This window comes from Thermomonas alba (assembly GCF_022419205.1).
Classification (GTDB): Bacteria; Pseudomonadota; Gammaproteobacteria; order Xanthomonadales; family Xanthomonadaceae; genus Thermomonas; species Thermomonas alba.
In genome coordinates this window covers 333,403-354,697 of sequence record NZ_JAJOZU010000004.1, presented here as the reverse complement: position 1 = coordinate 354,697, position 21,295 = coordinate 333,403, and the positions used below count along the sequence as shown (strand labels likewise).

Genomic DNA, 21,295 nt, shown 5'->3' with positions numbered 1-21,295 from the left:
ACCCGCCTGAAAGCGCCGGAAACGGCGCGTATACAGGGCATTGGAACGGCATTCGAGGCAAAAATCTGCCTTGGGAGACCGAGATCGAGGCGTCAGGGCGGGTTGTTCAGACCTTCCCTAATCCCAAACATCTGAGGAGTAGAGCTTTCTATATCGGGGTCAGGTTCACTTCCTGACCGTAAGCAGAAAGCTCCTGCACCATGGCTTTGGACCGGATCACCGCGATCACCGATGGTGTGGATGCGGCGCAGACGCAGCAGTACCAGTACGACGCGCTGTCGCGGCTGGTGCGGTCGGAACACGCGGGCGGGAACGTGGCCAGCTACGGATACGACGCGGTGGGCAACCGGGTGAGTCTGGGGAATACCCTGCCGGCGAGCACGACGGGCTACGCCTACGCCGCCAGCGGCAACCGGCTGCTGCAGGCGGCCACGGGCGGGGTGAGCCGCGGGTTCACGTACGATGCCACCGGCAATGTCACCGCGTACGCCGATGCCGCGGGCATCCCGCACACCCTGGCGTATGATCCCTTCGGCCGCCTGGCCAGCCACACGGCGCAGGACATGACCACGACCTACACGGTGAACGCCCTGGACCAGCGGATGGGCAAGCGCAATGCTGGCCACCAGAGCCGGTATGTGTACGCTGGCTTCAACCAGTTGCTGGCCGAATACACCGACGGGCAATGGACGAGCTATGTCTACCGCGGCGGCGAGCCGGTGGCGCTGGTGCGCAATGACCAACTCTACTTCCTGCACCCCGACCACCTGGGCCGGCCGCAGCTGGCGACGAATGCCGGCCAACAGGTGGTGTGGAAGGCGGCCAACCGGGCGTTCGACCGCGGCGTCACTCTCGACACCATCGGCGGGCTGAACCTCGGCTTCCCGGGGCAGTACCACGATGCCGAATCCGGCCTGTGGCACAACGGCTACCGCGAGTACGACGCGGGCCTGGGCCGCTACCTGCAGTCCGACCCGATCGGGCTGGCGGGCGGGGTGAATACGTATGCCTATGTTGGGGGGAATCCGATTTCGTTTGTTGATCTCTTCGGCTTGAAGCTCTGTCGCGTGAAGCTTCCCAATACTGGGCCAAATGCACGCCCCTACTTGGATGACAAGTTTTATCCAGCAGTTGCCAAGTGGTTGGAGTTGAATCAGGCGGCGAGAATCAATGTGCAGATCAACCGAACATTCAGAACGACGGCGGATCAAGCCAATCTGGGTGCTGGTGCCATCACTCCGGCCAAGCCAGGAAATAGCTTGCATGAAGCTGGGTGGGCAATAGATATCAATTGGGCAAATGGTTTGACGAGCGCTCAGCGATCAACTGTGCTTCAGAACGCAACAGCGGCAGGCCTGAGCTGGGGAGGTAATTTCCGCACCCCTGATCGTCCGCATTTTTACCAAGATCCGGGTAATCGCTCGGCTCTGATCAAACAAGCTCAGAAGGATTTCGTTGATGGCTCCGCTGATGGCTGCACGTGTGGTTCATAACGCGTTGTCTGCGCTGCTGCTGTTCCCGGTAGCTGCATGTGCAGCCACCGGCGGTGGCATCGGCACCTATTCGACGCTGGCATACAACGAGGAAAGCGGTGACCTAAATGGCCTTGAGGTGGCGCTTGTTCCCGTAGATGGAGGTCTGGTCGCGTCTGTGCAAATAGCCGAGGATGGCATTAATGAGCTTCACCTTGCCAGAGTGAAGGAAAGCGCAGGACTTTTTCTGTTCTCTCTTCGTCTTGACGATGGGAGTACTGTCAATTTCTCCATGAAGTGCTCACCGAAGAGTTGTGTGGGCAAATATGCTTGGGGAAAAGCGACCGTGAAGTTTACTTTGCCTAAAAGCAACGGTTACTGGAATAAGGGAGGCTCTGAACAACTCCCCCGCAGTCGGCGACAATAACGCAACACTTCCGGGATGACGGGCCATGCAGTTGACGTTCGGTGACGCCGAAACGCTGGGCCAGCGCAAGCAGACCGGCGCGAGGTGTTCCGGAAAAACCCGGCTCAGAGTCGACTTTTGCAGCAGGCAGATCGGGCATCGGCCAGTCCGGTGAACGCCGACCTACTTGCCGATCCGCGCCAGCATCGCGCGCAGCGCGGCCTGGGTGTCCGGGTGGCTCCACTGCTGGACGAAGCGCTCCAGGTCGATGCGTTCCGGGGCCAGTGCCGCCACGACCTCGCGGCGGGCGATCGCGCGGGTTTCGCGCATTGGCATCGACGGTAGCTGCAGCAGCCCTCGCAGCCAGGCGCGTGCGCGCGCCGGGACTTCGTCGATATCGGCAAGTTCGTCCACCAGCCCGATTCGAAGGGCTTCCGAGGCCTCCGGCATGGCGCCTTCCACCAGCAGGCGTTCGGCGCGGTGCGCGCCGACCACGCGCGCCAGCAGGGCCTGGATGCCTTCCGGCGCGACCAGGCCGACCTGGGTTTCGTTCAGGCCGATCCGGTACGGGCCTTCCGCCAGGATGCGGTAGTCGCAGCACAGTGCCAGCACGCAGCCGCCGGCCGGGGCGTGGCCGGCCATCGCCGCCACCACCGGCACCGGGCAGGACGCCAGGGTGCGTGCGGCTTTGAAGAACGCAGACCACGCCTGCAGCAGGGCGTCCTGGTCGTCTCCCAGCGACAGCAGGTAGGGCACGTCCAACCCGGCCGAGAACACCTTGGGCCCGCCGCTGAGCACGATCCCGCGCGCGCCCTGCGCCAGCGCGTGTTCCACCGCATGCGCCAGCGCCAGGCACAGCGCCGGGTCCAGCGCGTTGACCGGTGGCCGCGCCAGCTGCAGTTCGTGGATGTCGTCATGGATGTGGTGGTTGATCAGGGACATGGCGGGCTCCAGGCAAGTGGCGGAAGGCGCGCGGGATCAGGCCGGGCGCAGGGTTTCGGCGGCGCGGCGCACGCCGTCGGGCAACGGCGTCGGGCGCCCGCTGCGGCGGTCGATCCACACCACCACGACCTGGCCGTCGCAGTGCAGGGTGCCGTCTGCCGCGACGATGCGATGGCCAATCACCACGCTGCTGGTGCCCAGCTTGTCCACGAACAGCTCCACGAAGACATTGGCCGGATAGCCGATCGGCGCCTTGAAGTTCAGCGTAGCCGATGCCACCACCGGCCCGGCCTCGTCGGTGACCCAGGCATCGCCGATGCCTTCCAGCCACTCGATGCGCGCCTGCTCCAGGAAGGTGAGATAGCGCGCGTTGTTGACGTGGTTGAACGCGTCCAGATCGCTCCAGCGCAGCGCGACTGGGGTGCGGAACGGGGCGTGCGGTGCGGTCATGGCGAAGCCTTCTTGCGGGGACGGGCGGTCGAGCTTGCCCGATCGCGTTCGAGCAAAGGTGCAAGAAAGCGGCCGGTGTGCGAGGCCGGATTGGCGGCGACTTCTTCCGGTGTGCCGGTAGCGATGATCTGGCCACCGCGGTGGCCGCCCTCCGGGCCGAGGTCGATGATCCAGTCCGCGGTCTTGATCACGTCCAGGTTGTGCTCGATCACCACCACCGTGTTGCCGTCGTCGCGCAGCCGGTGCAATACCGTCAAAAGCGCCTCGATGTCATGGAAGTGCAGGCCGGTGGTGGGCTCGTCCAGGATGTACAGGGTGCGCCCGGTGTCGCGCCGGCTGAGCTCCTTGGACAGCTTCACCCGCTGCGCCTCACCGCCGGACAGGGTGGTCGCGCTCTGGCCCAGCTTGATGTAGCTCAGGCCCACGTCCACCAGGGTTTCCAGCTTGCGCGCGATCGCCGGCACCGGCGCGAATAGCTCCAGCGCGTCTTCGACCGTCATTTCCAGCACGTCGTGGATGCTGTGGCCCTTGTACAGGATCTCCAGCGTCTCGCGGTTGTAGCGCTTGCCCTGGCAGACGTCGCAGGGCACGTACACGTCGGGCAGGAAGTGCATCTCCACTTTGATCAGGCCGTCGCCCTGGCAGGCCTCGCAGCGGCCGCCGCGCACGTTGAAGCTGAAGCGGCCCGGCGAATAGCCGCGCGCGCGCGCTTCCGGCACCTGCGCGAACAGCTCGCGCAGCGGGGTGAACAGCCCGGTATAGGTGGCCGGGTTGGAGCGCGGCGTGCGCCCGATCGGCGACTGGTCGATGTCCACCACCTTGTCGAACAGATCCAGTCCCCGGACCTCGCGGTAAGGTGCCGGCGTAAGCGCGGCGCCGTTGATCTCGTTGGCGGCCAGCGCGTACAGGGTGTCGTTGATCAGGGTGGACTTGCCGGAGCCGGAGACGCCGGTGACGCAGGTCAGCAACCCGGCCGGGATCTCCAGGTCCACGTCTTTGAGGTTGTTGCCGCGCGCGCCCAGCACGCGCAGCATGTGTTTGCGGTTTGGCGCATGGCGGTGCGCCGGGACTTCGATCCGACGCTTGCCCGACAGGTATTGTCCGGTCAGCGAGCGCGGCGCCTGCAGAATATCGGACAGGCTGCCCTGTGCCACCACCTCGCCGCCGTGCACGCCGGCACCGGGGCCAATGTCCACGATGTGGTCGGCCAGCCGGATCGCATCCTCGTCGTGCTCGACCACGATCACCGTGTTGCCGAGATCGCGCAGGCGGGTCAGGGTCGCCAGCAGGCGCTCGTTGTCGCGCTGGTGCAGGCCGATCGAGGGCTCGTCCAGCACGTACATCACGCCGACCAGGCCGGCGCCGATCTGGCTCGCCAGGCGGATGCGCTGGGCCTCGCCGCCGGAGAGCGTATCCGCCTGCCGGTCCAGGCTCAGGTAGTCCAGTCCGACATCCACCAGAAAGCCCAGCCGTTCGCGGATCTCCTTCACGATCTTGGTGGCGATCTCACCACGCCAGCCCGGGAGCGAGAGGTGTTCGAAGAAATCCAGGCAGGCATCGATCGGCAGCACCGCGATCTCGTGCAGCGGGCGGTCGGCCACGAACACGTTGCGCGCCTGCCGATTCAGACGCGCGCCGCCGCACTCGGGGCAAGGGCGCTCGCTGATGTACTTGGCCAGCTCCTCGCGCACCGCGGCGCTCTCGGTCTCGCGGTAGCGGCGTTCCAGGTTCGGCAGGATGCCCTCGAACGGATGCCGGCGCTGCACCCGGCGGCCGGTTTCGCCGATGTAGGTGAGGTTGATCTCCTCGCTGCCGCTGCCGTTCAGGAGGATCTCGCGGATGCGCGCCGGCAGCTGCTGCCACGGAGTATCCACGTCGAAGCCGTAATGCCGCGCCAGCGAGGCGATCATCGAAAAGTAGTAGCTGTTGCGGCGGTCCCAGCCGCGCATCGCTCCGGCTGCGAGCGACAGCTCCGGGTGCGCCACCACCTTGGCGGGGTCGAAGAACTGCGCCACCCCGAGGCCGTCGCAGGTCGGACAGGCGCCGATCGGTGAGTTGAACGAGAACAACCGCGGCTCGAGTTCCGGCAGCGAGTAGTCGCACACCGGGCAGGCATAGCGCGAGGAGAACAGCAGCGGAGCGCGCTCGGCGTCGTCCATCGACTGCACGATGGCGATGCCGTCGCCCAGCTTGAGTGCGGTCTCGAACGATTCGGCCAGGCGCTGGCGGATATCGGCGCGCGGGCGGAAGCGGTCGATCACCGCCTCGATGGTGTGCTTCACTCGCGGTGCCAGCGGCGGCACCGCGTCGATCTCGTGCAGCACGCCGTCCACCCGCACCCGCACATAGCCCTGCGCGCGCAGCTGCTCGAACACCTGCGCATGCTCGCCCTTGCGCTCGCGCACCACCGGCGCCAGCAGCATCCAGCGTTGCTCGGCCAGCGCCGGGTCGGCCTCCATCGCCAGCACCTGGTCCACCATCTGGCTGACGGTCTGCGCTTCCAGCGGAAAGCCGTGGTCCGGGCAGCGCGGCGTGCCGACGCGTGCGTACAGCAGGCGCAGGTAGTCGTGGATCTCGGTGATGGTGCCGACCGTCGAACGCGGGTTGTGGCTGGTGGATTTCTGCTCGATCGAGATCGCCGGGGACAGGCCCTCGATGTGGTCGAGGTCGGGCTTGTCCATCACGCTCAGGAACTGCCGCGCGTAGGCGGAGAGCGATTCCACGTAGCGGCGCTGGCCTTCGGCGTAGATGGTGTCGAACGCCAGCGACGATTTGCCGGAACCGGACAGGCCGGTGATCACGATCAGCTTGTCGCGCGGCAGGTCGAGGTCGATGTTCTTGAGGTTGTGCGTCCGTGCGCCGCGGATACGGATGTAGTCCAGGGCCATCGTGATGTCCTGCCGGGTGGGGGAGAGGCCGGCCTGCGCCGGCCAATCCGTAAGCCTAGCGAGCCTCCGGGGTCAGGGCAAACCGCAGCCGGCGGCTCGCCGCCGCCGCAGATTGACCCTAACTGCATGAATCGGCTACCATTCCGCCTCTGTCTGCCGGAATGGCAGGCAGGCCCGGCGCGACTTGCGGCGCGGCATCCATAGAAGAACTACAGAACCGAGAGATACGAACATGTACGCAGTACTGGTCACCGGCGGTAAGCAATACCGCGTGATGCAGGGCGAAACGCTCCGCGTCGAGAAGCTCGAAGCCGAACCCGGCAGCGAGATCACCCTGGACAACGTCCTGATGCTGGGCGACGCCAATGGCATCACGCTGGGCGACGCGCTGAAGGGCGCCACCGTCACCGCCAAGGTCGTCGGCCACGGCCGCGCCGAGAAGATTCGCATCGTCAAGTTCCGTCGCCGCAAGCACCATCGCAAGCAGATGGGGCACCGGCAGCACTACACCGAAATCCAGATCACCGGCATCTCCGGTGGCGACAAGAAGTAAGGAGACGCAGTCATGGCACACAAAAAGGCTGGTGGTTCGACCCGCAACGGCCGCGACTCGAATCCGAAGTACCTGGGCGTGAAGCTGTACGGCGGTCAGGCCGTCGCTGCCGGCAACATCATCGTCCGCCAGCGCGGCACCCAGTTCCACCCGGGGACCGGGGTCGGCCTGGGACGCGACCACACCCTGTTTGCGCTGGTCGATGGCATCGTGGAGTTCTCCACCAAGGGCCCGAAGAAGCGGCGCACGGTCAGCGTCGTCAGCGCGCAGTAAAGCGCACCGGCGCAGGATCGCGTGAAGCCCCGCCCTGGCGGGGCTTTTCGTTTACGGGCAAGTTTACGGGCGAGGCGCTGCTTCGCCGAATCCCCACCGACACGGCACAATCTCCGCATGAAACTGGTCGACGAAGCTGAAATCACGGTCACCGCGGGCAATGGCGGCAACGGGTGCGTGAGCTTCCGCCGCGAGAAGTTCATCCCGCTCGGCGGCCCGGACGGCGGCGATGGCGGCGATGGCGGCGACGTTTGGCTGCAGGCCGACGAGAACCTCAACACCCTGGTCGACTTCCGCCACCAGACCAAGTTCAAGGCCCAGCGCGGTGAGAACGGCATGGGCCGGCAGATGTATGGCAAGGCCGGCGCGGATCTGGTCATCACGGTTCCGGTCGGCACCGTGGTGCACAACGTCGAGACCGACGAAATCATCGGTGACCTCACGGTGCACGGTCAGCGCCTGCTGGTGGCCAAGGGCGGCAAGGGGGGGCTCGGCAACATGCACTTCAAGAGCTCGGTCAACCGCGCCCCGCGCAAGGCCACACCAGGGGGCGAGGGCGAAAGCCGAACCCTGCGGCTAGAACTGAAGCTGCTGGCCGACGTGGGCCTGCTCGGGTTTCCCAATGCCGGCAAGTCCACCTTCGTGCGCGCGGTGTCGGCGGCCACCCCGAAGGTGGCGGACTATCCGTTCACCACGCTGTATCCGAACCTCGGCGTGGTCAGCGTGGAGCCGGGCCGCAGCTTCGTGATCGCCGACATCCCCGGTCTGATCGAAGGCGCGGCCGACGGGGCCGGGCTGGGCAGCCTGTTCCTGCGCCACATCCAGCGCACCCGCCTGCTGCTGCATCTGGTGGACATCTCTCCGATGGACGCGCTGGGCGGCGGCGAGCACATGCCTTCGCCGGTCGAGCAGGTGCGCGCGATCGAGCGCGAGCTGCGCAAGTTCGACCCGGCGCTGCTGGAGAAGCCGCGCTGGCTGGTGCTGAACAAGGCCGACCTGATGTTCGAGGACGAGGCGCGCGCCGCAGCGGAGGCGATCGTGGCCGAGTTGGGCTGGACCGCGCCGTGGTTTTTGGTCTCGGCGATCGGGCGCGAGGGCACCTGGCCGATCATGCTGGCGGCGCAGGCCTTCTTCGATCGCCTGCGTGAGGAGCAGGCCGAAGCGGCGGAGCGGGAAGGTGGTGCGTTGGCTGGCGAGGGCGGCGGGAACTCCGACGCCTGAGCGTGGGCTGCGGTCAGCTGGCCAGAAACGCAAAAAACCCCGCTGTGTGCGGGGTTTGAGGACGCCGGCAATCGCCGTTCTCAGGCGGTTTGCAGGGCCTTGATGCGCGCGGTCAGGCGCGACTTGTGGCGCGCGGCCTTGTTCTTGTGGATCAGTCCACGGGCGGCGAAGCGATCCAGCAGCGGCTGCGCCACGGCGAAAGCCTCGCGGGCGGCGGAGACGTCGTTGGCATTGATCGCCTTGATCACTTTCTTGATGGCGGTGCGCAGCTGCGAACGCTGAGCCACGTTGCGGGCGTTGCGCACGATGGTCTGCTTGGCGCGCTTCTTGGCGGACTTGATGTTGGCCACGGGAAAATCCTGAAAAAGTCTGGAGTTTTGGCTACTGGGTTCGCTGACTGGCACAATGGCCGGCCAACGAAGGATTCGGAAAGACCGCCGATTATGAGCAAATCGATGGGTTGGGTCAACCGGAGCGGCGCGACGCGGCGTTCGGCAGGGCGCGCATGAGCGCGGGCGGCGGGCAGGGCGGGGCGCGGCCGCGCAGCATGGCGCGCGGGGTGCTGTCGTTTGGCGGCATGACCATGCTCAGCCGGGTGTTCGGGCTGGTGCGCGACCAGGTGTTCAACGCCACCTTCGGTGCCACCTGGATGACCGATGCGTTCTGGGTGGCGTTCCGGATCCCCAACTTCATGCGCCGGCTGTTCGCGGAAGGCTCGTTCTCCACCGCGTTCGTCCCGGTGTTCACCGAGGTCAAGGAAACCCGCCCGCACGCCGACCTCAAGGCGCTGGTGGCGCGCGCCGCCGGGACCCTGGGCGGGGTGCTGCTGGTGGTGACCGCGCTGGGCATGTTGCTGGCACCGCAGTTGGCCGCCGTGTTCACCCAGGCCGACCCGGTGCCGGGGCAGACCCGGCTGATCGCCGACCTGCTGCGGTTGACCTTCCCGTTCCTGCTGTTCGTTTCGCTGACCGCGCTGGCGGCCGGCGCGCTGAACAGCTACCACCGCTTCGGCCTGCCGGCGTTCGTGCCGATCATCCTCAACCTGTGCATGATCGCCGGCGCGCTGTGGGGATCGCGTCTGGCGCATCCGCCGATCATGGCGATGGGCTGGGCGATCCTGGCCGCCGGCGTGCTGCAACTGCTGTTCCTGCTGCCGGCGCTGGCGCGGCTGGATTTGCTGGCGCTGCCGCGCTGGGGCTGGCGCCACCCGGATGTGCGCAAGGTGGTGCGGCTGATGGTGCCGACCCTGCTGGGCTCGTCGGTGGCGCAGGTCAACCTGCTGTTCGACACCTTCATCGCGGCGATGCTGGTGCACGGCTCGCAGAGCTGGCTGTCCACCGCCGACCGCTTCCTGGAGTTCCCGCTGGGCGTGTTCGGGATCGCGCTGGGCACGGTGATCCTGCCGACCCTGTCGCGCCACCACGTCAATACCGACCGCGTGGGGTTCTCGAAGTCGCTGGACTGGGGGTTGCGCACCACCCTGGCGATCATCCTGCCGGCGATGCTGGGGCTGATGCTGCTGGCGCTGCCGCTGGTGTCCACCATCTTTCAGTACGGCAAGTTCACCGCCGAAGCGGCGCGCATGACCGCGCTGTCGGTGTTTGGCCTCAGCTTCGGGCTGCCGGCGTTCGCGCTGGTGAAGACGGTGCTGCCGGCGTTCTACGCGCGCCAGGACACCCGCACCCCGGTGCGCGCGGGGTTGGTGGCGATGCTCGCCAACATGGTGTTCAACGTGGGCATCCTGGCCCTGATGTACTGGCTGTGGGTGCCGGAGGCCGCCAAGTCCGGCGGGGTGATGGCTACCCTGGCGCGAGTGCCGGGCCTGCATTTCGCGCTGGGGATTGCCTCCGCCTTGTCCAGCTATCTGAACCTGCTGCTGTTGTGGCGCTGGCTGCGCAAGGCCAACGTGTTCGACCTGCAGCCGGGCTGGGGCCGCTACCTGCTGCGGCTGGCGCTGGCGAACGCGGCGATGGCCGCGGCGCTGCTGGCCGGGCTCCAGCTGGCGCCGGACTTCACCGCGGTGGACAAGTGGCTGCGCCTGGGCTGGCTGGCGCTGCTGGTCGGCGGCGGGGCCGGGGTGTACGCGCTGGCGCTGCTGGCACTGGGATTCCGCCCGCGCGATTTCCGCGAGCATTGAGCGTGCGTCGGCGGGCATCGCGCCGGCCGCCGCCGCTATACTGCAAGCCTGCCATGAGTTTTTTCCTCTTCCGCGATGCCGGCCCCGCCGCGGGGCACGGGCGGGCGCCGTGCCCGCAGGGCAGCGTGGTCTGCATCGGCGCTTTCGATGGTCTCCACCTTGGCCATCGCGCGTTGGTCGACCGCGCTGTCGCGCGCGCGCGCGACCTCGGCCTGCCCGCAGTGGCGCTGGGGTTCGAGCCGCTGCCGCGCGAGTTCTTCGCCACCGGCGTGCGCCCGCCGCGGCTGATGCTGGCGCGCGCCAAGATCGAGGGGCTGCGCGCGCTGGGGTGCGACGGCGTGGGCCTGCTGCGGTTCGATGCGCAGCTGGCGGCGATGTCCGCCGAGGACTTCGTTCGCCAGGTGCTGGTGCAGCAGCTGGCCGCGCGCGAGGTCTGGGTTGGCCCGGAGTTCCGCTTTGGCCGGGGTCGCGGCGGCGACATTGCGCTGCTGCAGGCGATGGGTGCGACCCTTGGGTTTACCGCGCAGCAGATCGTGCCGGTCCACGTCGAAGGCGAGCGCGTCTCCAGCACTCGCATCCGCGCCGCGCTGGCGGCAGGGGACTTCGCGCAGGCCGCGCGCCTGCTCGGCCGCCCGTATGCGATCGCCGGGCGGGTGGTGCGCGGCCGCCAGCTCGGCCGCACCCTCGGCTATCCCACCGCCAACCTGCGCTACGGCGGCAAGGTGCCGGCGCTGCGCGGCATCTACGCGACCTGGGTGCACGGGGTCGGGGCGGCGCCATGGCCGGCGGTCGCCAGCTTCGGCACCCGCCCCACGGTGGACGGGGTGGAGCCTCTGCTGGAAGCGCATCTGTTCGATTTCGAAGGCAGCCTGTACGGGCAGCGGATCGAGGTCGAGTTCGTCGCCCACCTGCGCGACGAGGAAAGATTCCCGGATCTGCCCGCGCTGGTGGCGCAGATGCGCCGCGACGAGGCCCGCGCGCGTGCGATCCTTCATCAACACGAATCACGGCGAGCCCACGCGTGAGCGACAAGACCGACAACCCCTACAAATCCACCATCCTGCTGCCGGAAACCGATTTTCCGATGCGCGGCGACCTGCCCAAGCGTGAGCCGGAGATCCTGGCGCGCTGGGAGGCCGAAGGTCTGTATGCGCAGATCCGCAAAGCGGCAGCGGGGCGTCCGCGCTTCGTGCTGCACGATGGCCCGCCGTATGCGAACGGCGCCATCCACCTCGGGCACGCGGTCAACAAGATCCTCAAGGACATCATCGTCAAATCGAAGACGCTGGCCGGGTTCGATGCGCCCTATGTCCCGGGCTGGGACTGCCACGGCCTGCCGATCGAGATTGCCGTCGAGAAGAAGTGGGGCAAGGTCGGCACCAAGCTGGACGCCGCCGAGTTCCGCCAGAAGTGCCGCGAGTACGCCAGCGAGCAGATCGAGGTGCAGCGCCGCGACTTCAAGCGCCTGGGCGTGCTCGGCGATTGGGACAACCCCTACCGCACCCTTGACTTCAAGTTCGAGGCCGACGAGATCCGCGCACTGGCCAAGGTGGTGGAGAACGGCCACCTGCTGCGCGGGGTGAAACCGGTGTACTGGTGCTTCGACTGCGGCAGCGCGCTGGCCGAGGCCGAGATCGAGTACCACGACAAAGTCTCGCCTGCGATCGACGTGGCCTATGCCGCGCGCAACCCGCAGCAGGTCAGCCGCGTCTTCGGCTGCGAGCTGCTGGAAGGCGTGGAGGTGGCCATCCCGATCTGGACCACTACGCCGTGGACCTTGCCGGCCTCGCTGGCGATCTCGCTGGGACCGGAGCTGGATTACGTGCTGGTGGAAGGCCCGGCGGGCGCCGACGGCACCCGCCGCTGGCTGGTGCTGGCCGAGGCGCTGGCCGAGAAGGCGCTGAAGCGCTACGGCGTGGACGAGGTCGTGGTGCTCGGCCGCGCGCGGGGCGAGGCGCTGGAAGGCCTGCGGTTCGCGCATCCGTTCTACCCGAACCGCGACATCCCGGTGCTGCTGGGCGACCACGTCAGCGCCGAGGAGGGCACCGGCGCCGTGCATACCGCGCCCGGCCACGGCCAGGAAGACTTCGCGGTGTCGCAGAAGTACGGCCTGGTCGAGCAATACGACGCCGCCACGCTCAATCCGGTGGACGGCCGCGGCGTGTACCTGCCGGGCACCGCGCCCGCCGGCGAGACAGAGTTGGCCGGCGTCCACGTGTGGAAGGCCAACGACCTGCTGGTAGAGACGCTGCGCGACAGCGGCCGCCTGCTGGCCTTCGCCAGGCTGACCCACAGCTACCCGCACTGCTGGCGGCACAAGACGCCGATCGCCTTCCGCGCCACCCCGCAGTGGTTCATCTCGATGGAGCAGGCGCACCTGCGGCGGGATGCGCTGGCCGCGATCGAGACCGTGCGTTGGTTTCCGGCCTGGGGCCAGGCGCGGATCGCCGGCATGGTGGAGGGGCGTCCGGACTGGACGATCTCGCGCCAGCGCACCTGGGGCGTGCCGATCGCGCTGTTCGTGCATCGCCAGACCGGCGCGATCCATCCGCGCAGCGTGGAGCTGATGCGGCAGGTGGCCGAGCGCGTGGAGCAGGCCGGGATCGACGCCTGGTATGCGTTGGAGCCGGCCGAGCTGCTCGGCGCGGAGGCGGGCGAGTACGAAAAGATCACCGACATCCTCGATGTCTGGTTCGACTCCGGCATCACCCACGAGGCGGTGCTGGCCGCGCGCGGGCTGGGCAAGCCGGCCGATCTCTACATCGAAGGCTCCGACCAGCACCGCGGCTGGTTCCAGAGCAGCCTGCTCACCGGGGTGGCGATCGACAAGGCCGCGCCCTACCGGCAGTGCCTCACCCACGGCTTCACCGTGGACGAGCACGGCCGCAAGATGTCGAAGTCGCTGGGCAACGGGATCGAGCCGCAGGAGATCATGAAGACCCTCGGCGCGGACATCCTGCGCCTGTGGATCGCCAGCGCCGACTACAGCAACGAGATGACGCTGTCGCAGGAGATCCTCAAGCGCAACGCCGATGCCTACCGCCGCATCCGCAACACCGCGCGCTTCCTGCTCGGCAACCTGCACGGCTTCGACCCGGCGCGCGACCTGCTGGCGCCGGAGGCGATGGTGGCGCTGGACCGCTGGATCGTGCATCGCGCCTGGCAGGTTCAGGAGCAGATCGCGCGCGCCTATGCCGAATACGACTTCGCCGCGGTGGTGCAGGCGCTGATGAATTTCTGCAGCGTCGATCTCGGCTCGCTGTATCTGGATGTCACCAAGGATCGCCTGTACACCATGCAGGAGGACTCGCCCGGCCGCCGCAGCGCGCAGAGCGCGATGTACCGGATCGCGGAGGCTTTCGTGCGCTGGATCGCGCCGATCCTCAGTTTCACCGCGGATGAAGTCTGGCGCCATCTGCCCGGCGCGCGCGCCGGAAACGTCCTGCTGGAGACCTGGTACGACGGCCTGGCGCCGCTGCCGGAGGATGCCGTACTGTCGGCGCGCGACATGGAAGCGCTGCTGGCGCTGCGCGAACAGGTGGCCAAGGTGCTGGAGCCGATGCGTGCCGCCGGCGAGATCGGCGCGGCGCTGGAGGCGGAGATCACCCTGCGCTGCGGGGTGGCCGACCAGAACTGGCTGGCGCCGCTGGTCGATGAGCTGCGTTTCTTCTTCATCAGCGGCGATGTCGCGCTGGTGCCGGACGCGGAGGCGACCGCCGCCATCGCGGTGTCCGCGCGCGCCACTGCCAAACCCAAGTGCGTGCGCTGCTGGCACCACCGCGAGGACGTGGGTACCCATGCCGCGCATCCGCTGCTGTGTGGCCGCTGTGTCGAGAACGTGGACGGCGCGGGCGAAACCCGGGTGTATTTCTGATGGCCCGGATCAAGTCGAACGCGCTGCCCTGGCTGGGCGTCTCTGCGCTGGTGCTGGGGCTGGATCAGTGGTCGAAAGCCTGGGTGCTGCGCGCGCTGCCGGAGTTCACCGCGGTGCCGGTGATCGACGGGTTCTGGAACTGGTACCGCACCTACAACACCGGCGCGGCATTCAGCTTCCTGGCCGATGCCGGCGGCTGGCAGAAATACATGTTCGTAGCGCTGGCGCTGGCGATCAGTGCCTTGATGACGTGGATGCTCGCACGTTTGCCGCGCCACGACTGGCGGCAGGCGCTGCCGCTGGCGCTGGTGATCGGCGGCGCGCTGGGCAATGTGATCGACCGCGTGCGGCATGGGCACGTGGTGGATTTCATCCAGTGGCATATCGGCCAGCACTACTGGCCGGCGTTCAACGTGGCCGACAGCGCGGTGGTGTGCGGCGCGCTTGGCATCGTGCTGGCGGGCATGCTGGGCAGCCGGCGGCAGTCGAGGGAGTAAACTCCGCGCATGGACGTCCTGCTCGCCAATCCACGCGGTTTCTGCGCCGGCGTCGATCGCGCCATCGAAATCGTCAAGCGCACCCTCGAAGTGTTCGGCGCGCCGATCTACGTGCGCCACGAGGTCGTGCACAACAAGTTCGTGGTGGACGATCTCAAGGCGCGCGGCGCGGTGTTCGTCGAAGAGCTGGATGAAGTCCCGGATGGCGCCACCGTGGTATTCAGCGCGCACGGGGTCTCGCAGGCGGTGCGCGCGGAGGCCGAGCGGCGCGGGCTGCGGGTGTTCGACGCGACCTGCCCGCTGGTCACCAAGGTGCACCTGGAGGTCAGTCGCCAGCACCGGCGCGGCCGCGATATGGTGCTGATCGGGCATGCCGGACATCCCGAGGTGGAAGGCACCATGGGCCAGTGGGTTGGCGATGGTGAGCGGGGGCGGATCTATCTGGTCGAGGACATCGAGGACGTCGCCGCACTGACGCTCGAGCAGCCCGACAACTGCGCCTACACCACCCAGACCACCCTGAGCGTGGACGATACCCGCGACATCATCGCGGCGCTGAAGGCGAAGTATCCGGCGATCCAGGGGCCCAAGCACGACGACATCTGCTACGCCACCCAGAATCGCCAGGACGCCGTGCGCGCGCTGGTGCGCGGCGGCTGCGACGCGGTGCTGGTGGTGGGCTCCCCGAACTCCTCCAACTCCAACCGCCTGCGCGAGCTGGCCGAGCGCGAGGGGGCCGCGGCTTGGCTGATCGACGATGCTGCGCAGATCGATCCGTCCTGGATCGCCGGGCGCCGGCGCATCGGCGTCACCGCCGGCGCCTCCGCTCCGGAGGTACTGGTGCGCGGTGTGCTGGAGCGCCTGCGCGCGCTGGGCGCATCCGCCGTGAGCGAGCTCCATGGCGAACCGGAGAACATGGTCTTTGCCCTGCCCAAGGAACTGCGGCAGCTGGCGCAGTGACGCGCCAGCCGCTACACTTGCCGCCCGCGCCGGAGTAGCTCAGCTGGTAGAGCACGTCATTCGTAATGATGGGGTCGTAGGTTCGATTCCTATCTCCGGCACCACCCCCCCACAGAAAAGGCAGCCTCGAGGCTGCCTTTTCTGCATTTGAGGATCATGAACGGGGCAGGTCGGCGGGAGGTCAAAGTGCCGGCCTCGGACGCGGCGCGGCACTGCCGATAATCGAGCCATGCCGGCGTGATCCCGAGCAGGTGGGTCTGGTCGCGCGGCGCATCAGGCGTGGAAGCAAAAACGGCTTGGGGCCGCTGCAGCAGCGACCCCAAGCTATTTATGTGGCGCCCGAACTTGGACTCGAACCAAGGACCCCCTGATTAACAGTCAAGTGCTCTAACCAGCTGAGCTATTCGGGCGAGGCCGCGCATTGTATGCGGCCTTTGCGGCAACGGCAAGTGCTTTGCTGGGGCGTGATGACTAGGAGAAGCTGCCTGGCCGCCGTCCGGTGTCATCGCAGGCTGAGCTCGCGCAGGCGACGGATCTGGTCGCGCACGCGCGCGGCCTCCTCGAACTCCAGGTCGCGCGCGTGCTGGTGCATCTTCTGCTCCAGTTCCTTCAGGCGGGCCGCCTGCTGGGCCGGTGCCAGCCGCAGGTATTCCTGCTCCGGCTCGGCCATGCGGCGCGCCTTGCCGCGCCCCTTCAGCTCGCCCGGCTCGGCGCGCGCGCCCTCCATCACGTCGCGCACCGCGCGCCGCACCGACTGCGGCGTGATGCCATGCGCGGCGTTGTAAGCCAGCTGACGCTGGCGCCGGCGCGCGGTTTCGTCCAGCGCGGCCTGCATCGAGCGCGTGATCGTGTCCGCATACAGGATGGCCTTGCCGCGCAGGTTGCGGGCAGCGCGGCCGATGGTCTGGATCAGCGAGCCGGTGCTGCGCAGGAAGCCTTCCTTGTCGGCGTCCAGAATCGCCACCAGCGACACTTCGGGCATGTCCAGCCCCTCGCGCAGCAGGTTGATGCCCACCAGCACGTCGAACACGCCCAGGCGCAGGTCGCGGATGATTTCGACCCGTTCCACCGTGTCCACGTCGGAATGCAGGTAGCGCACCTTGACCCCGTGCTCCGACAGGTAGTCGGTGAGGTTCTCGGCCATGCGCTTGGTCAGGGTGGTCACCAGCACGCGGTCGCCCAGCGCGACCCGCGCGTGGATCTCCGACAGCAGATCGTCCACCTGGGTCGCGACGGGACGAATCTCCACCTCGGGATCGACCAGCCCGGTCGGGCGCACCACCAGTTCCACGATCTCGCCGCCGGCCTCGCGCAGCTCGTACGGACCGGGCGTCGCCGAGACATACACGCTGCGCGGCGCGCGCGCCTCCCATTCCTCGAAGCGGAGCGGCCGGTTGTCCAGCGCCGACGGCAGCCGGAAGCCGAACTCGACCAGGGTCTCCTTGCGCGAGCGGTCGCCCTTGTACATCGCGCCGATCTGCGGAATGGTGACGTGCGATTCGTCCACCACCAGCAGTGCGTCCGCCGGCAGGTAGTCGAACAGGGTCGGCGGCGGCTCGCCCGGCGCGCGTCCGGTCAAGTGGCGGCTGTAGTTCTCGATGCCGTTGCAGTAGCCGACCTCGGCCATCATCTCCAGGTCGAACTGGGTGCGCTGCTGCAGCCGCTGCGCCTCGACCAGTTTGTTCTGCGCGTACAGGTATTCCAGCCGCTCGCGCAACTCCTGCTTGATGCTCTCCACCGCGGCCAGAGTGCGCTCGCGCGGGGTCGCGTAGTGGGTCTTGGGATAGACCACGTAGCGCGGCAGGCGGCGCAGGATCTCGCCGGTCAGCGGGTCGAACATCGACAGCTGCTCGATCTCGCCGTCGAACAGCTCGATCCGCAGCGCCTCCAGGTCGGACTCGGCCGGGAACACATCGACCGTCTCCCCGCGCACGCGGAAGGTGCCGCGCTCGAGCGTCATCTCGTTGCGGGTGTACTGCAGGGTGGTCAGGTGGCGCAGCAGCTCGCGCTGGTCGATGCGCTCACCGCGCGAGAGGATCAGCCGCATCGCCAGATAATCCTCGGGCGCGCCGAGGCCATAGATCGCCGAGACCGACGCCACCACGATGGTGTCGCGTCGCGACAGTAGCGCCTTGGTCGCCGCCAGCCGCATCTGCTCGATGTGATCGTTGATCGCGCTGTCCTTCTCGATATAGGTATCGCTGGCCGGGACGTAGGCTTCCGGCTGGTAGTAGTCGTAGTAGCTGACGAAGTATTCCACCGCGTTGTGCGGGAAGAACGCCTTGAACTCGCCGTACAGCTGCGCCGCCAGGGTCTTGTTGGGCGCCATTACCAGGGTCGGCTTCTGCACCCGCGCGATCAGGTTGGCGATGGTGTAGGTCTTGCCCGATCCCGTCACGCCCAGCAGCACCTGTTTGGCCAGCCCGCTCTCGAAACCGGCCACCAGCTTCTCGATCGCCTGCGGCTGATCGCCTGCCGGCTGGTACGGCGCCACCAGCTGGAAACCGGCGGAGGTGGTGCTCAGGTCGAGATCGGAGGGAACAGGCTGGCTCATTGGCTGACACGTCGGAAGGCAGCCGCTGAGTGTACGCTCGCGCCATGCGCGTGGCCTGCATGGAAAACCCCGGCGCCGCGCACGGGCATTTTCCGATCCTTGCCGCCTGCGTCACCCGATCCCGCGCCAATACGCCCGCGTGCAGGCTGTGCGCACCTTGACTTCGGAGTGCCGTCATGCCGCATCGCTCTGCTGGCTTCAGCCTGATCGAACTGCTTGCCACCACCGTCATCGCTGCTCTCGTCACCGGCGCGGCGCTGCCCTCTGTTTCGAGATTCATCGAGCAGCGCCACGCGGCTTCCGCCGTTTCCGCGCTGACCGCGCACATGCAGCTGGCGCGCATGGCCGCCATCACCCGCAACCATCGCACCGTGCTGTGCCCCAGCGCGGACGGCAGCCAATGCTTGTCGGGTAGCGACTGGAGCGGCGGCTGGATCCTGTTCGCAGACGACGACGGCAACCGTCGCCCCGACTCCCGCGAGGACATCCTGCGCCAGGAGCAGGAGCCGACCAGCCGCCATCTTCGCATCATCAGCAGCGACGGCCGTCAGCAGTTGCGTTACCTGCCGGACGGCAGCAGCGCAGGCAGCAATCTCAGCCTGGCGATCTGCACGCCCGACGGGGCGCTGCTGGCGCGTGTGATCGTCAACAATGCCGGTCGCCCGCGCAGCGAGCGCGCCAGCCCTGGCGCCCTGTGTCCGGTCTGACGCCGGCCAGCCCTGGCGCCAGCGCATCCTGCTAGCCCTCCACGCGCCCGTACCGCTGGGGGCCATGCCAAGGTGCCAAGCGCGTACGGATGCTTGTTGACGCGCGCATTCCCAGGCTACAATCCCATCCCCCGCATCGTGCGGGTCATGGGCGGTTAGCTCAGCGGTAGAGCACTACCTTGACATGGTAGGGGTCACAGGTTCGAACCCTGTACCGCCCACCACGCGGATGCCGCGTGGCAACGAATCCGGAGAAGGTGGCCCGCGGAAACGCCGGCCGAGCGTGCGACATGGACACTACCCGCTTCCCACGCTAATCCCGCCGACGCGTTCGTGCCACCTTGAGCAGTGGGTCAACGAAAGGCGCCTCGGCGCCTTTTTTCGTATCTTGCTACATCCCTGAGCGCGTTCCTTGTGTTGCTTGCCGAGGCTTCCCGGAAGAGTCTTCCATGATTTCGATCACGTTACCCGACGGCTCCCAGCGTCAGTTCGAAGGTCCCATCTCCGTGCAGGAGGTGGCTGCCAGCATCGGCCCCGGGCTGGCCAAGGCGACTTTGGCCGGCAAGGTCGATGGGCGCCTGGTGGATGCCAGTCATGTCATCGATCGCGATGCCAGCCTGGCCATCATCACCGACAAATCGCCGGAGGCGCTCGATATCCTGCGCCATTCCACCGCGCACCTGCTGGCGCAGGCCGTCCAGCGCCTGTACCCCGGCGCGCAGGTCACCATCGGCCCGGTGATCGACAACGGCTTCTACTATGACTTCGCCTACGAGCGCCCGTTCACTCCCGAGGATTTGCCGGCGATCGAGGCGGAGATGCACAAGATCGTGAAGGAGGCATTGCCGGTCAGGCGCAGCGTGAAGTCGCGCGACGAGGCGATCGCCTTCTTCAAGGGCCTGGGCGAGCATTACAAGGCCGAGATCATCGAATCGATTCCGGCCGACGAGGAGCTCTCGCTGTATACCCAGGGCGAGTTCACCGACCTCTGCCGCGGCCCGCACGTGCCCTCCACGGACAAGCTGCGTGCGTTCAAGCTGTTGAAGGTGGCCGGCGCCTATTGGCGCGGCGATCACAACAATCCGATGCTCAGTCGCATCTACGGCACTGCCTGGCTGAACGAGAAAGACCTCAAGGCCTACCTGCACCAGCTGGAGGAGGCGGAGAAGCGCGATCACCGCAAGATCGGCAAGGCGCTGGACCTGTTCCATCTGCAGGAGGAAGGGCCGGGCCTGGTGTTCTGGCACCCCAAGGGCTGGGCCATCTGGCAGGTGGTCGAGCAATACATGCGCAAGGTCTATCGCGAGACCGGCTACGGCGAGGTGCGCTGCCCGCAGATCCTCGACGTCGAGCTGTGGAAGAAGTCCGGCCACTGGGACAACTACAAGGACAACATGTTCTTCACCGAGTCCGAGAAGCGGACCTACGCGGTGAAGCCCATGAACTGCCCGGGCCACGTGCAGGTGTTCAATCAGGGCCTGCACAGCTACCGCGACCTGCCGATCCGCTACGGCGAGTTCGGCGCCTGTCATCGCAACGAGCCGTCCGGCGCGCTGCACGGCATCCTGCGCGTGCGCGGCTTCACTCAGGACGACGGCCATATCTTCTGCACCGAGGACCAGGTGGAGTCCGAGGTGCGCGCGTTCCACCAGCAGGCGCTGAAGGTGTACGCGGACTTCGGCTTTTCCGACATCCAGATCAAGATCGCCCTGCGCCCGGAGTCGCGCCTGGGCGATGACGCCACTTGGGACAAGGCCGAGGAGGCGCTGCGCGGCGCGCTGCGCGCGTCCGGGGTGGAGTGGCAGGAGCTGCCGGGCGAGGGCGCGTTCTATGGCCCGAAGATCGAGTACCACCTCAAGGATGCCATCGGCCGCACCTGGCAGCTGGGCACCATGCAGGTGGATTTCATGATGCCGGGCCGGCTGGGCGCGGAATACGTGGACGAGCACAGCCAGCGTCGGCATCCGGTGATGCTGCATCGGGCCATCGTCGGCTCGATGGAGCGTTTCATCGGCATCCTGATCGAGCACCATGCCGGGCAGTTCCCGACCTGGCTGGCGCCGGTGCAGGCGGTGGTCATGAACATCACCGACGCCCAGGCCGAGGCCGTCGAGGCGGCCCGGAAAACCCTTGCGAATCAAGGCTTCCGGGTGATTTCCGATTTGCGCAACGAAAAGATCGGCTATAAAATCCGCGAGCACACGCTACAGCGCGTGCCGTACCTGCTGGTGATCGGTGATCGCGAGAAGGAGTCGGGCACGCTGTCGGTGCGGACGCGGGGTGGGGAAGACCTGGGCAGCATGTCCGTTGACGCCTTTGCTGCGCGCTTGCGCGAAGAGGGCGCCGGCTGACGGCCGCCGC

The 21,295-nt window shown here is 67.3% G+C and carries 16 protein-coding genes, 3 tRNA genes and 1 pseudogene; 14 read left to right on the top strand and 6 right to left on the bottom strand.

Annotated features, from left to right (window positions below):
• The first annotated feature begins 206 nt into the window (after positions 1-206).
• Together ML342_RS08620 and ML342_RS08615 are read left to right on the top strand one after the other, a co-directional pair.
• The gene (locus ML342_RS08620) at positions 207-1,493 is read left to right on the top strand and encodes an RHS repeat-associated core domain-containing protein (RefSeq protein ID WP_240126624.1); all 1,287 of its coding nucleotides are present in this window, start codon (positions 207-209) and stop codon (positions 1,491-1,493) included.
• On the top strand, positions 1,459-1,899 hold the full coding sequence (locus tag ML342_RS08615; RefSeq protein ID WP_240126623.1) for a hypothetical protein: 441 nt from the start codon (positions 1,459-1,461) through the stop codon (positions 1,897-1,899). The genes ML342_RS08620 and ML342_RS08615 overlap by 35 nt, the downstream gene beginning before the upstream one ends.
• Positions 1,900-2,061: 162 nt before the next feature.
• On the opposite strand, the gene ML342_RS08610 is transcribed toward ML342_RS08615, so the two are convergent.
• The 3 genes and pseudogenes from ML342_RS08610 to uvrA form a co-directional block, all read right to left on the bottom strand.
• Positions 2,062-2,820: an enoyl-CoA hydratase/isomerase family protein gene (locus ML342_RS08610; RefSeq protein ID WP_240126622.1), complete on the bottom strand. Its 759-nt coding sequence runs from the start codon at positions 2,818-2,820 to the stop codon at positions 2,062-2,064.
• 36 nt (positions 2,821-2,856) lie between these two features.
• Entirely contained in the window at positions 2,857-3,270 is a 414-nt protein-coding gene (locus ML342_RS08605; RefSeq protein WP_240126621.1) for an acyl-CoA thioesterase, read from the bottom strand.
• A gap of 2 nt (positions 3,271-3,272) precedes the next feature.
• Positions 3,273-6,158, bottom strand: a pseudogene (gene uvrA / locus ML342_RS08600) (excinuclease ABC subunit UvrA); the annotation flags it as partial.
• 232 nt (positions 6,159-6,390) lie between these two features.
• Here uvrA and rplU point away from each other — a divergent pair.
• The 3 genes from rplU to obgE all read left to right on the top strand — a co-directional run bounded on the left by rplU (position 6,391) and on the right by obgE (position 8,205).
• Complete coding sequence (gene rplU / locus ML342_RS08595) at positions 6,391-6,711, top strand: 50S ribosomal protein L21 (RefSeq protein ID WP_240126620.1); 321 nt, start codon at positions 6,391-6,393, stop codon at positions 6,709-6,711.
• A 12-nt stretch (positions 6,712-6,723) separates the two neighbouring features.
• The gene (rpmA, locus tag ML342_RS08590) at positions 6,724-6,984 is read left to right on the top strand and encodes a 50S ribosomal protein L27 (protein WP_240126619.1); all 261 of its coding nucleotides are present in this window, start codon (positions 6,724-6,726) and stop codon (positions 6,982-6,984) included.
• A gap of 117 nt (positions 6,985-7,101) precedes the next feature.
• Positions 7,102-8,205: a GTPase ObgE gene (gene obgE, locus ML342_RS08585; RefSeq protein ID WP_240126618.1), complete on the top strand. Its 1,104-nt coding sequence runs from the start codon at positions 7,102-7,104 to the stop codon at positions 8,203-8,205.
• An 80-nt stretch (positions 8,206-8,285) separates the two neighbouring features.
• On the opposite strand, the gene rpsT is transcribed toward obgE, so the two are convergent.
• Complete coding sequence (gene rpsT / locus ML342_RS08580) at positions 8,286-8,555, bottom strand: 30S ribosomal protein S20 (protein ID WP_240126617.1); 270 nt, start codon at positions 8,553-8,555, stop codon at positions 8,286-8,288.
• A gap of 197 nt (positions 8,556-8,752) precedes the next feature.
• Here rpsT and murJ point away from each other — a divergent pair, with 197 nt between their 5' ends.
• The 6 genes from murJ to ML342_RS08550 all read left to right on the top strand — a co-directional run bounded on the left by murJ (position 8,753) and on the right by ML342_RS08550 (position 15,777).
• Positions 8,753-10,342 carry a murein biosynthesis integral membrane protein MurJ gene (gene murJ, locus ML342_RS08575; RefSeq protein ID WP_240126647.1) on the top strand — a complete coding sequence of 530 codons (1,590 nt, stop codon included), beginning with the start codon at positions 8,753-8,755 and terminating at the stop codon, positions 10,340-10,342.
• A 53-nt stretch (positions 10,343-10,395) separates the two neighbouring features.
• Complete coding sequence (locus tag ML342_RS08570) at positions 10,396-11,367, top strand: bifunctional riboflavin kinase/FAD synthetase (protein ID WP_240126616.1); 972 nt, start codon at positions 10,396-10,398, stop codon at positions 11,365-11,367.
• 59 nt (positions 11,368-11,426) lie between these two features.
• Positions 11,427-14,216, top strand: coding sequence for an isoleucine--tRNA ligase (gene ileS, locus ML342_RS08565; protein WP_240126646.1), 2,790 nt, complete (start codon positions 11,427-11,429; stop codon positions 14,214-14,216).
• A complete protein-coding gene (gene lspA, locus ML342_RS08560; protein ID WP_240126615.1) occupies positions 14,216-14,713 on the top strand; it encodes a signal peptidase II in 498 nt (165 codons plus the stop codon). The genes ileS and lspA overlap by 1 nt, the downstream gene beginning before the upstream one ends.
• 9 nt (positions 14,714-14,722) lie before the next feature.
• A complete protein-coding gene (gene ispH, locus ML342_RS08555) occupies positions 14,723-15,673 on the top strand; it encodes a 4-hydroxy-3-methylbut-2-enyl diphosphate reductase (protein ID WP_240126614.1) in 951 nt (316 codons plus the stop codon).
• A 28-nt stretch (positions 15,674-15,701) separates the two neighbouring features.
• Positions 15,702-15,777, top strand: a tRNA-Thr gene (locus ML342_RS08550).
• 229 nt (positions 15,778-16,006) lie between these two features.
• On the opposite strand, the gene ML342_RS08545 is transcribed toward ML342_RS08550, so the two are convergent.
• Both ML342_RS08545 and uvrB read right to left on the bottom strand, forming a co-directional pair.
• Positions 16,007-16,083 (bottom strand) — tRNA-Asn (locus ML342_RS08545).
• 92 nt (positions 16,084-16,175) lie between these two features.
• Positions 16,176-18,227, bottom strand: a complete 2,052-nt coding sequence (gene uvrB, locus ML342_RS08540; RefSeq protein ID WP_240126613.1) for an excinuclease ABC subunit UvrB — start codon at positions 18,225-18,227, stop codon at positions 16,176-16,178.
• 176 nt (positions 18,228-18,403) lie between these two features.
• Between uvrB and ML342_RS08535 the strand changes: the two genes are divergently transcribed.
• The 3 genes from ML342_RS08535 (at position 18,404) to thrS (ending at position 21,285) form a co-directional block, all read left to right on the top strand.
• Complete coding sequence (locus ML342_RS08535; protein WP_240126612.1) at positions 18,404-18,934, top strand: GspH/FimT family pseudopilin; 531 nt, start codon at positions 18,404-18,406, stop codon at positions 18,932-18,934.
• Positions 18,935-19,083: 149 nt separating this feature from the next.
• Positions 19,084-19,158, top strand: a tRNA-Val gene (locus tag ML342_RS08530).
• A gap of 225 nt (positions 19,159-19,383) precedes the next feature.
• Positions 19,384-21,285, top strand: coding sequence for a threonine--tRNA ligase (gene thrS / locus ML342_RS08525; RefSeq protein WP_240126611.1), 1,902 nt, complete (start codon positions 19,384-19,386; stop codon positions 21,283-21,285).
• Positions 21,286-21,295: the final 10 nt, after the last annotated feature.

Excerpts from the sequence above, each read along its gene's own strand:
- ispH (WP_240126614.1), top strand. The coding sequence starts at position 14,723 with ATGGACGTCCTGCTCGCCAATCCACGCGGTTTCTGCGCCGGCGTCGAT.
- ML342_RS08610 (WP_240126622.1), bottom strand. The coding sequence starts at position 2,820 with ATGTCCCTGATCAACCACCACATCCATGACGACATCCACGAACTGCAG.
- obgE (WP_240126618.1), top strand. The coding sequence starts at position 7,102 with ATGAAACTGGTCGACGAAGCTGAAATCACGGTCACCGCGGGCAATGGC.
- rpmA (WP_240126619.1), top strand. The coding sequence starts at position 6,724 with ATGGCACACAAAAAGGCTGGTGGTTCGACCCGCAACGGCCGCGACTCG.
- ileS (WP_240126646.1), top strand. The coding sequence starts at position 11,427 with ATGCGCGGCGACCTGCCCAAGCGTGAGCCGGAGATCCTGGCGCGCTGG.
- murJ (WP_240126647.1), top strand. The coding sequence starts at position 8,753 with ATGGCGCGCGGGGTGCTGTCGTTTGGCGGCATGACCATGCTCAGCCGG.
- uvrB (WP_240126613.1), bottom strand. The coding sequence starts at position 18,227 with ATGAGCCAGCCTGTTCCCTCCGATCTCGACCTGAGCACCACCTCCGCC.
- ML342_RS08605 (WP_240126621.1), bottom strand. The coding sequence starts at position 3,270 with ATGACCGCACCGCACGCCCCGTTCCGCACCCCAGTCGCGCTGCGCTGG.
- ML342_RS08535 (WP_240126612.1), top strand. The coding sequence starts at position 18,404 with ATGCCGCATCGCTCTGCTGGCTTCAGCCTGATCGAACTGCTTGCCACC.
- thrS (WP_240126611.1), top strand. The coding sequence starts at position 19,384 with ATGATTTCGATCACGTTACCCGACGGCTCCCAGCGTCAGTTCGAAGGT.
- ML342_RS08570 (WP_240126616.1), top strand. The coding sequence starts at position 10,396 with ATGAGTTTTTTCCTCTTCCGCGATGCCGGCCCCGCCGCGGGGCACGGG.
- ML342_RS08615 (WP_240126623.1), top strand. The coding sequence starts at position 1,459 with ATGGCTCCGCTGATGGCTGCACGTGTGGTTCATAACGCGTTGTCTGCG.
- lspA (WP_240126615.1), top strand. The coding sequence starts at position 14,216 with ATGGCCCGGATCAAGTCGAACGCGCTGCCCTGGCTGGGCGTCTCTGCG.
- rplU (WP_240126620.1), top strand. The coding sequence starts at position 6,391 with ATGTACGCAGTACTGGTCACCGGCGGTAAGCAATACCGCGTGATGCAG.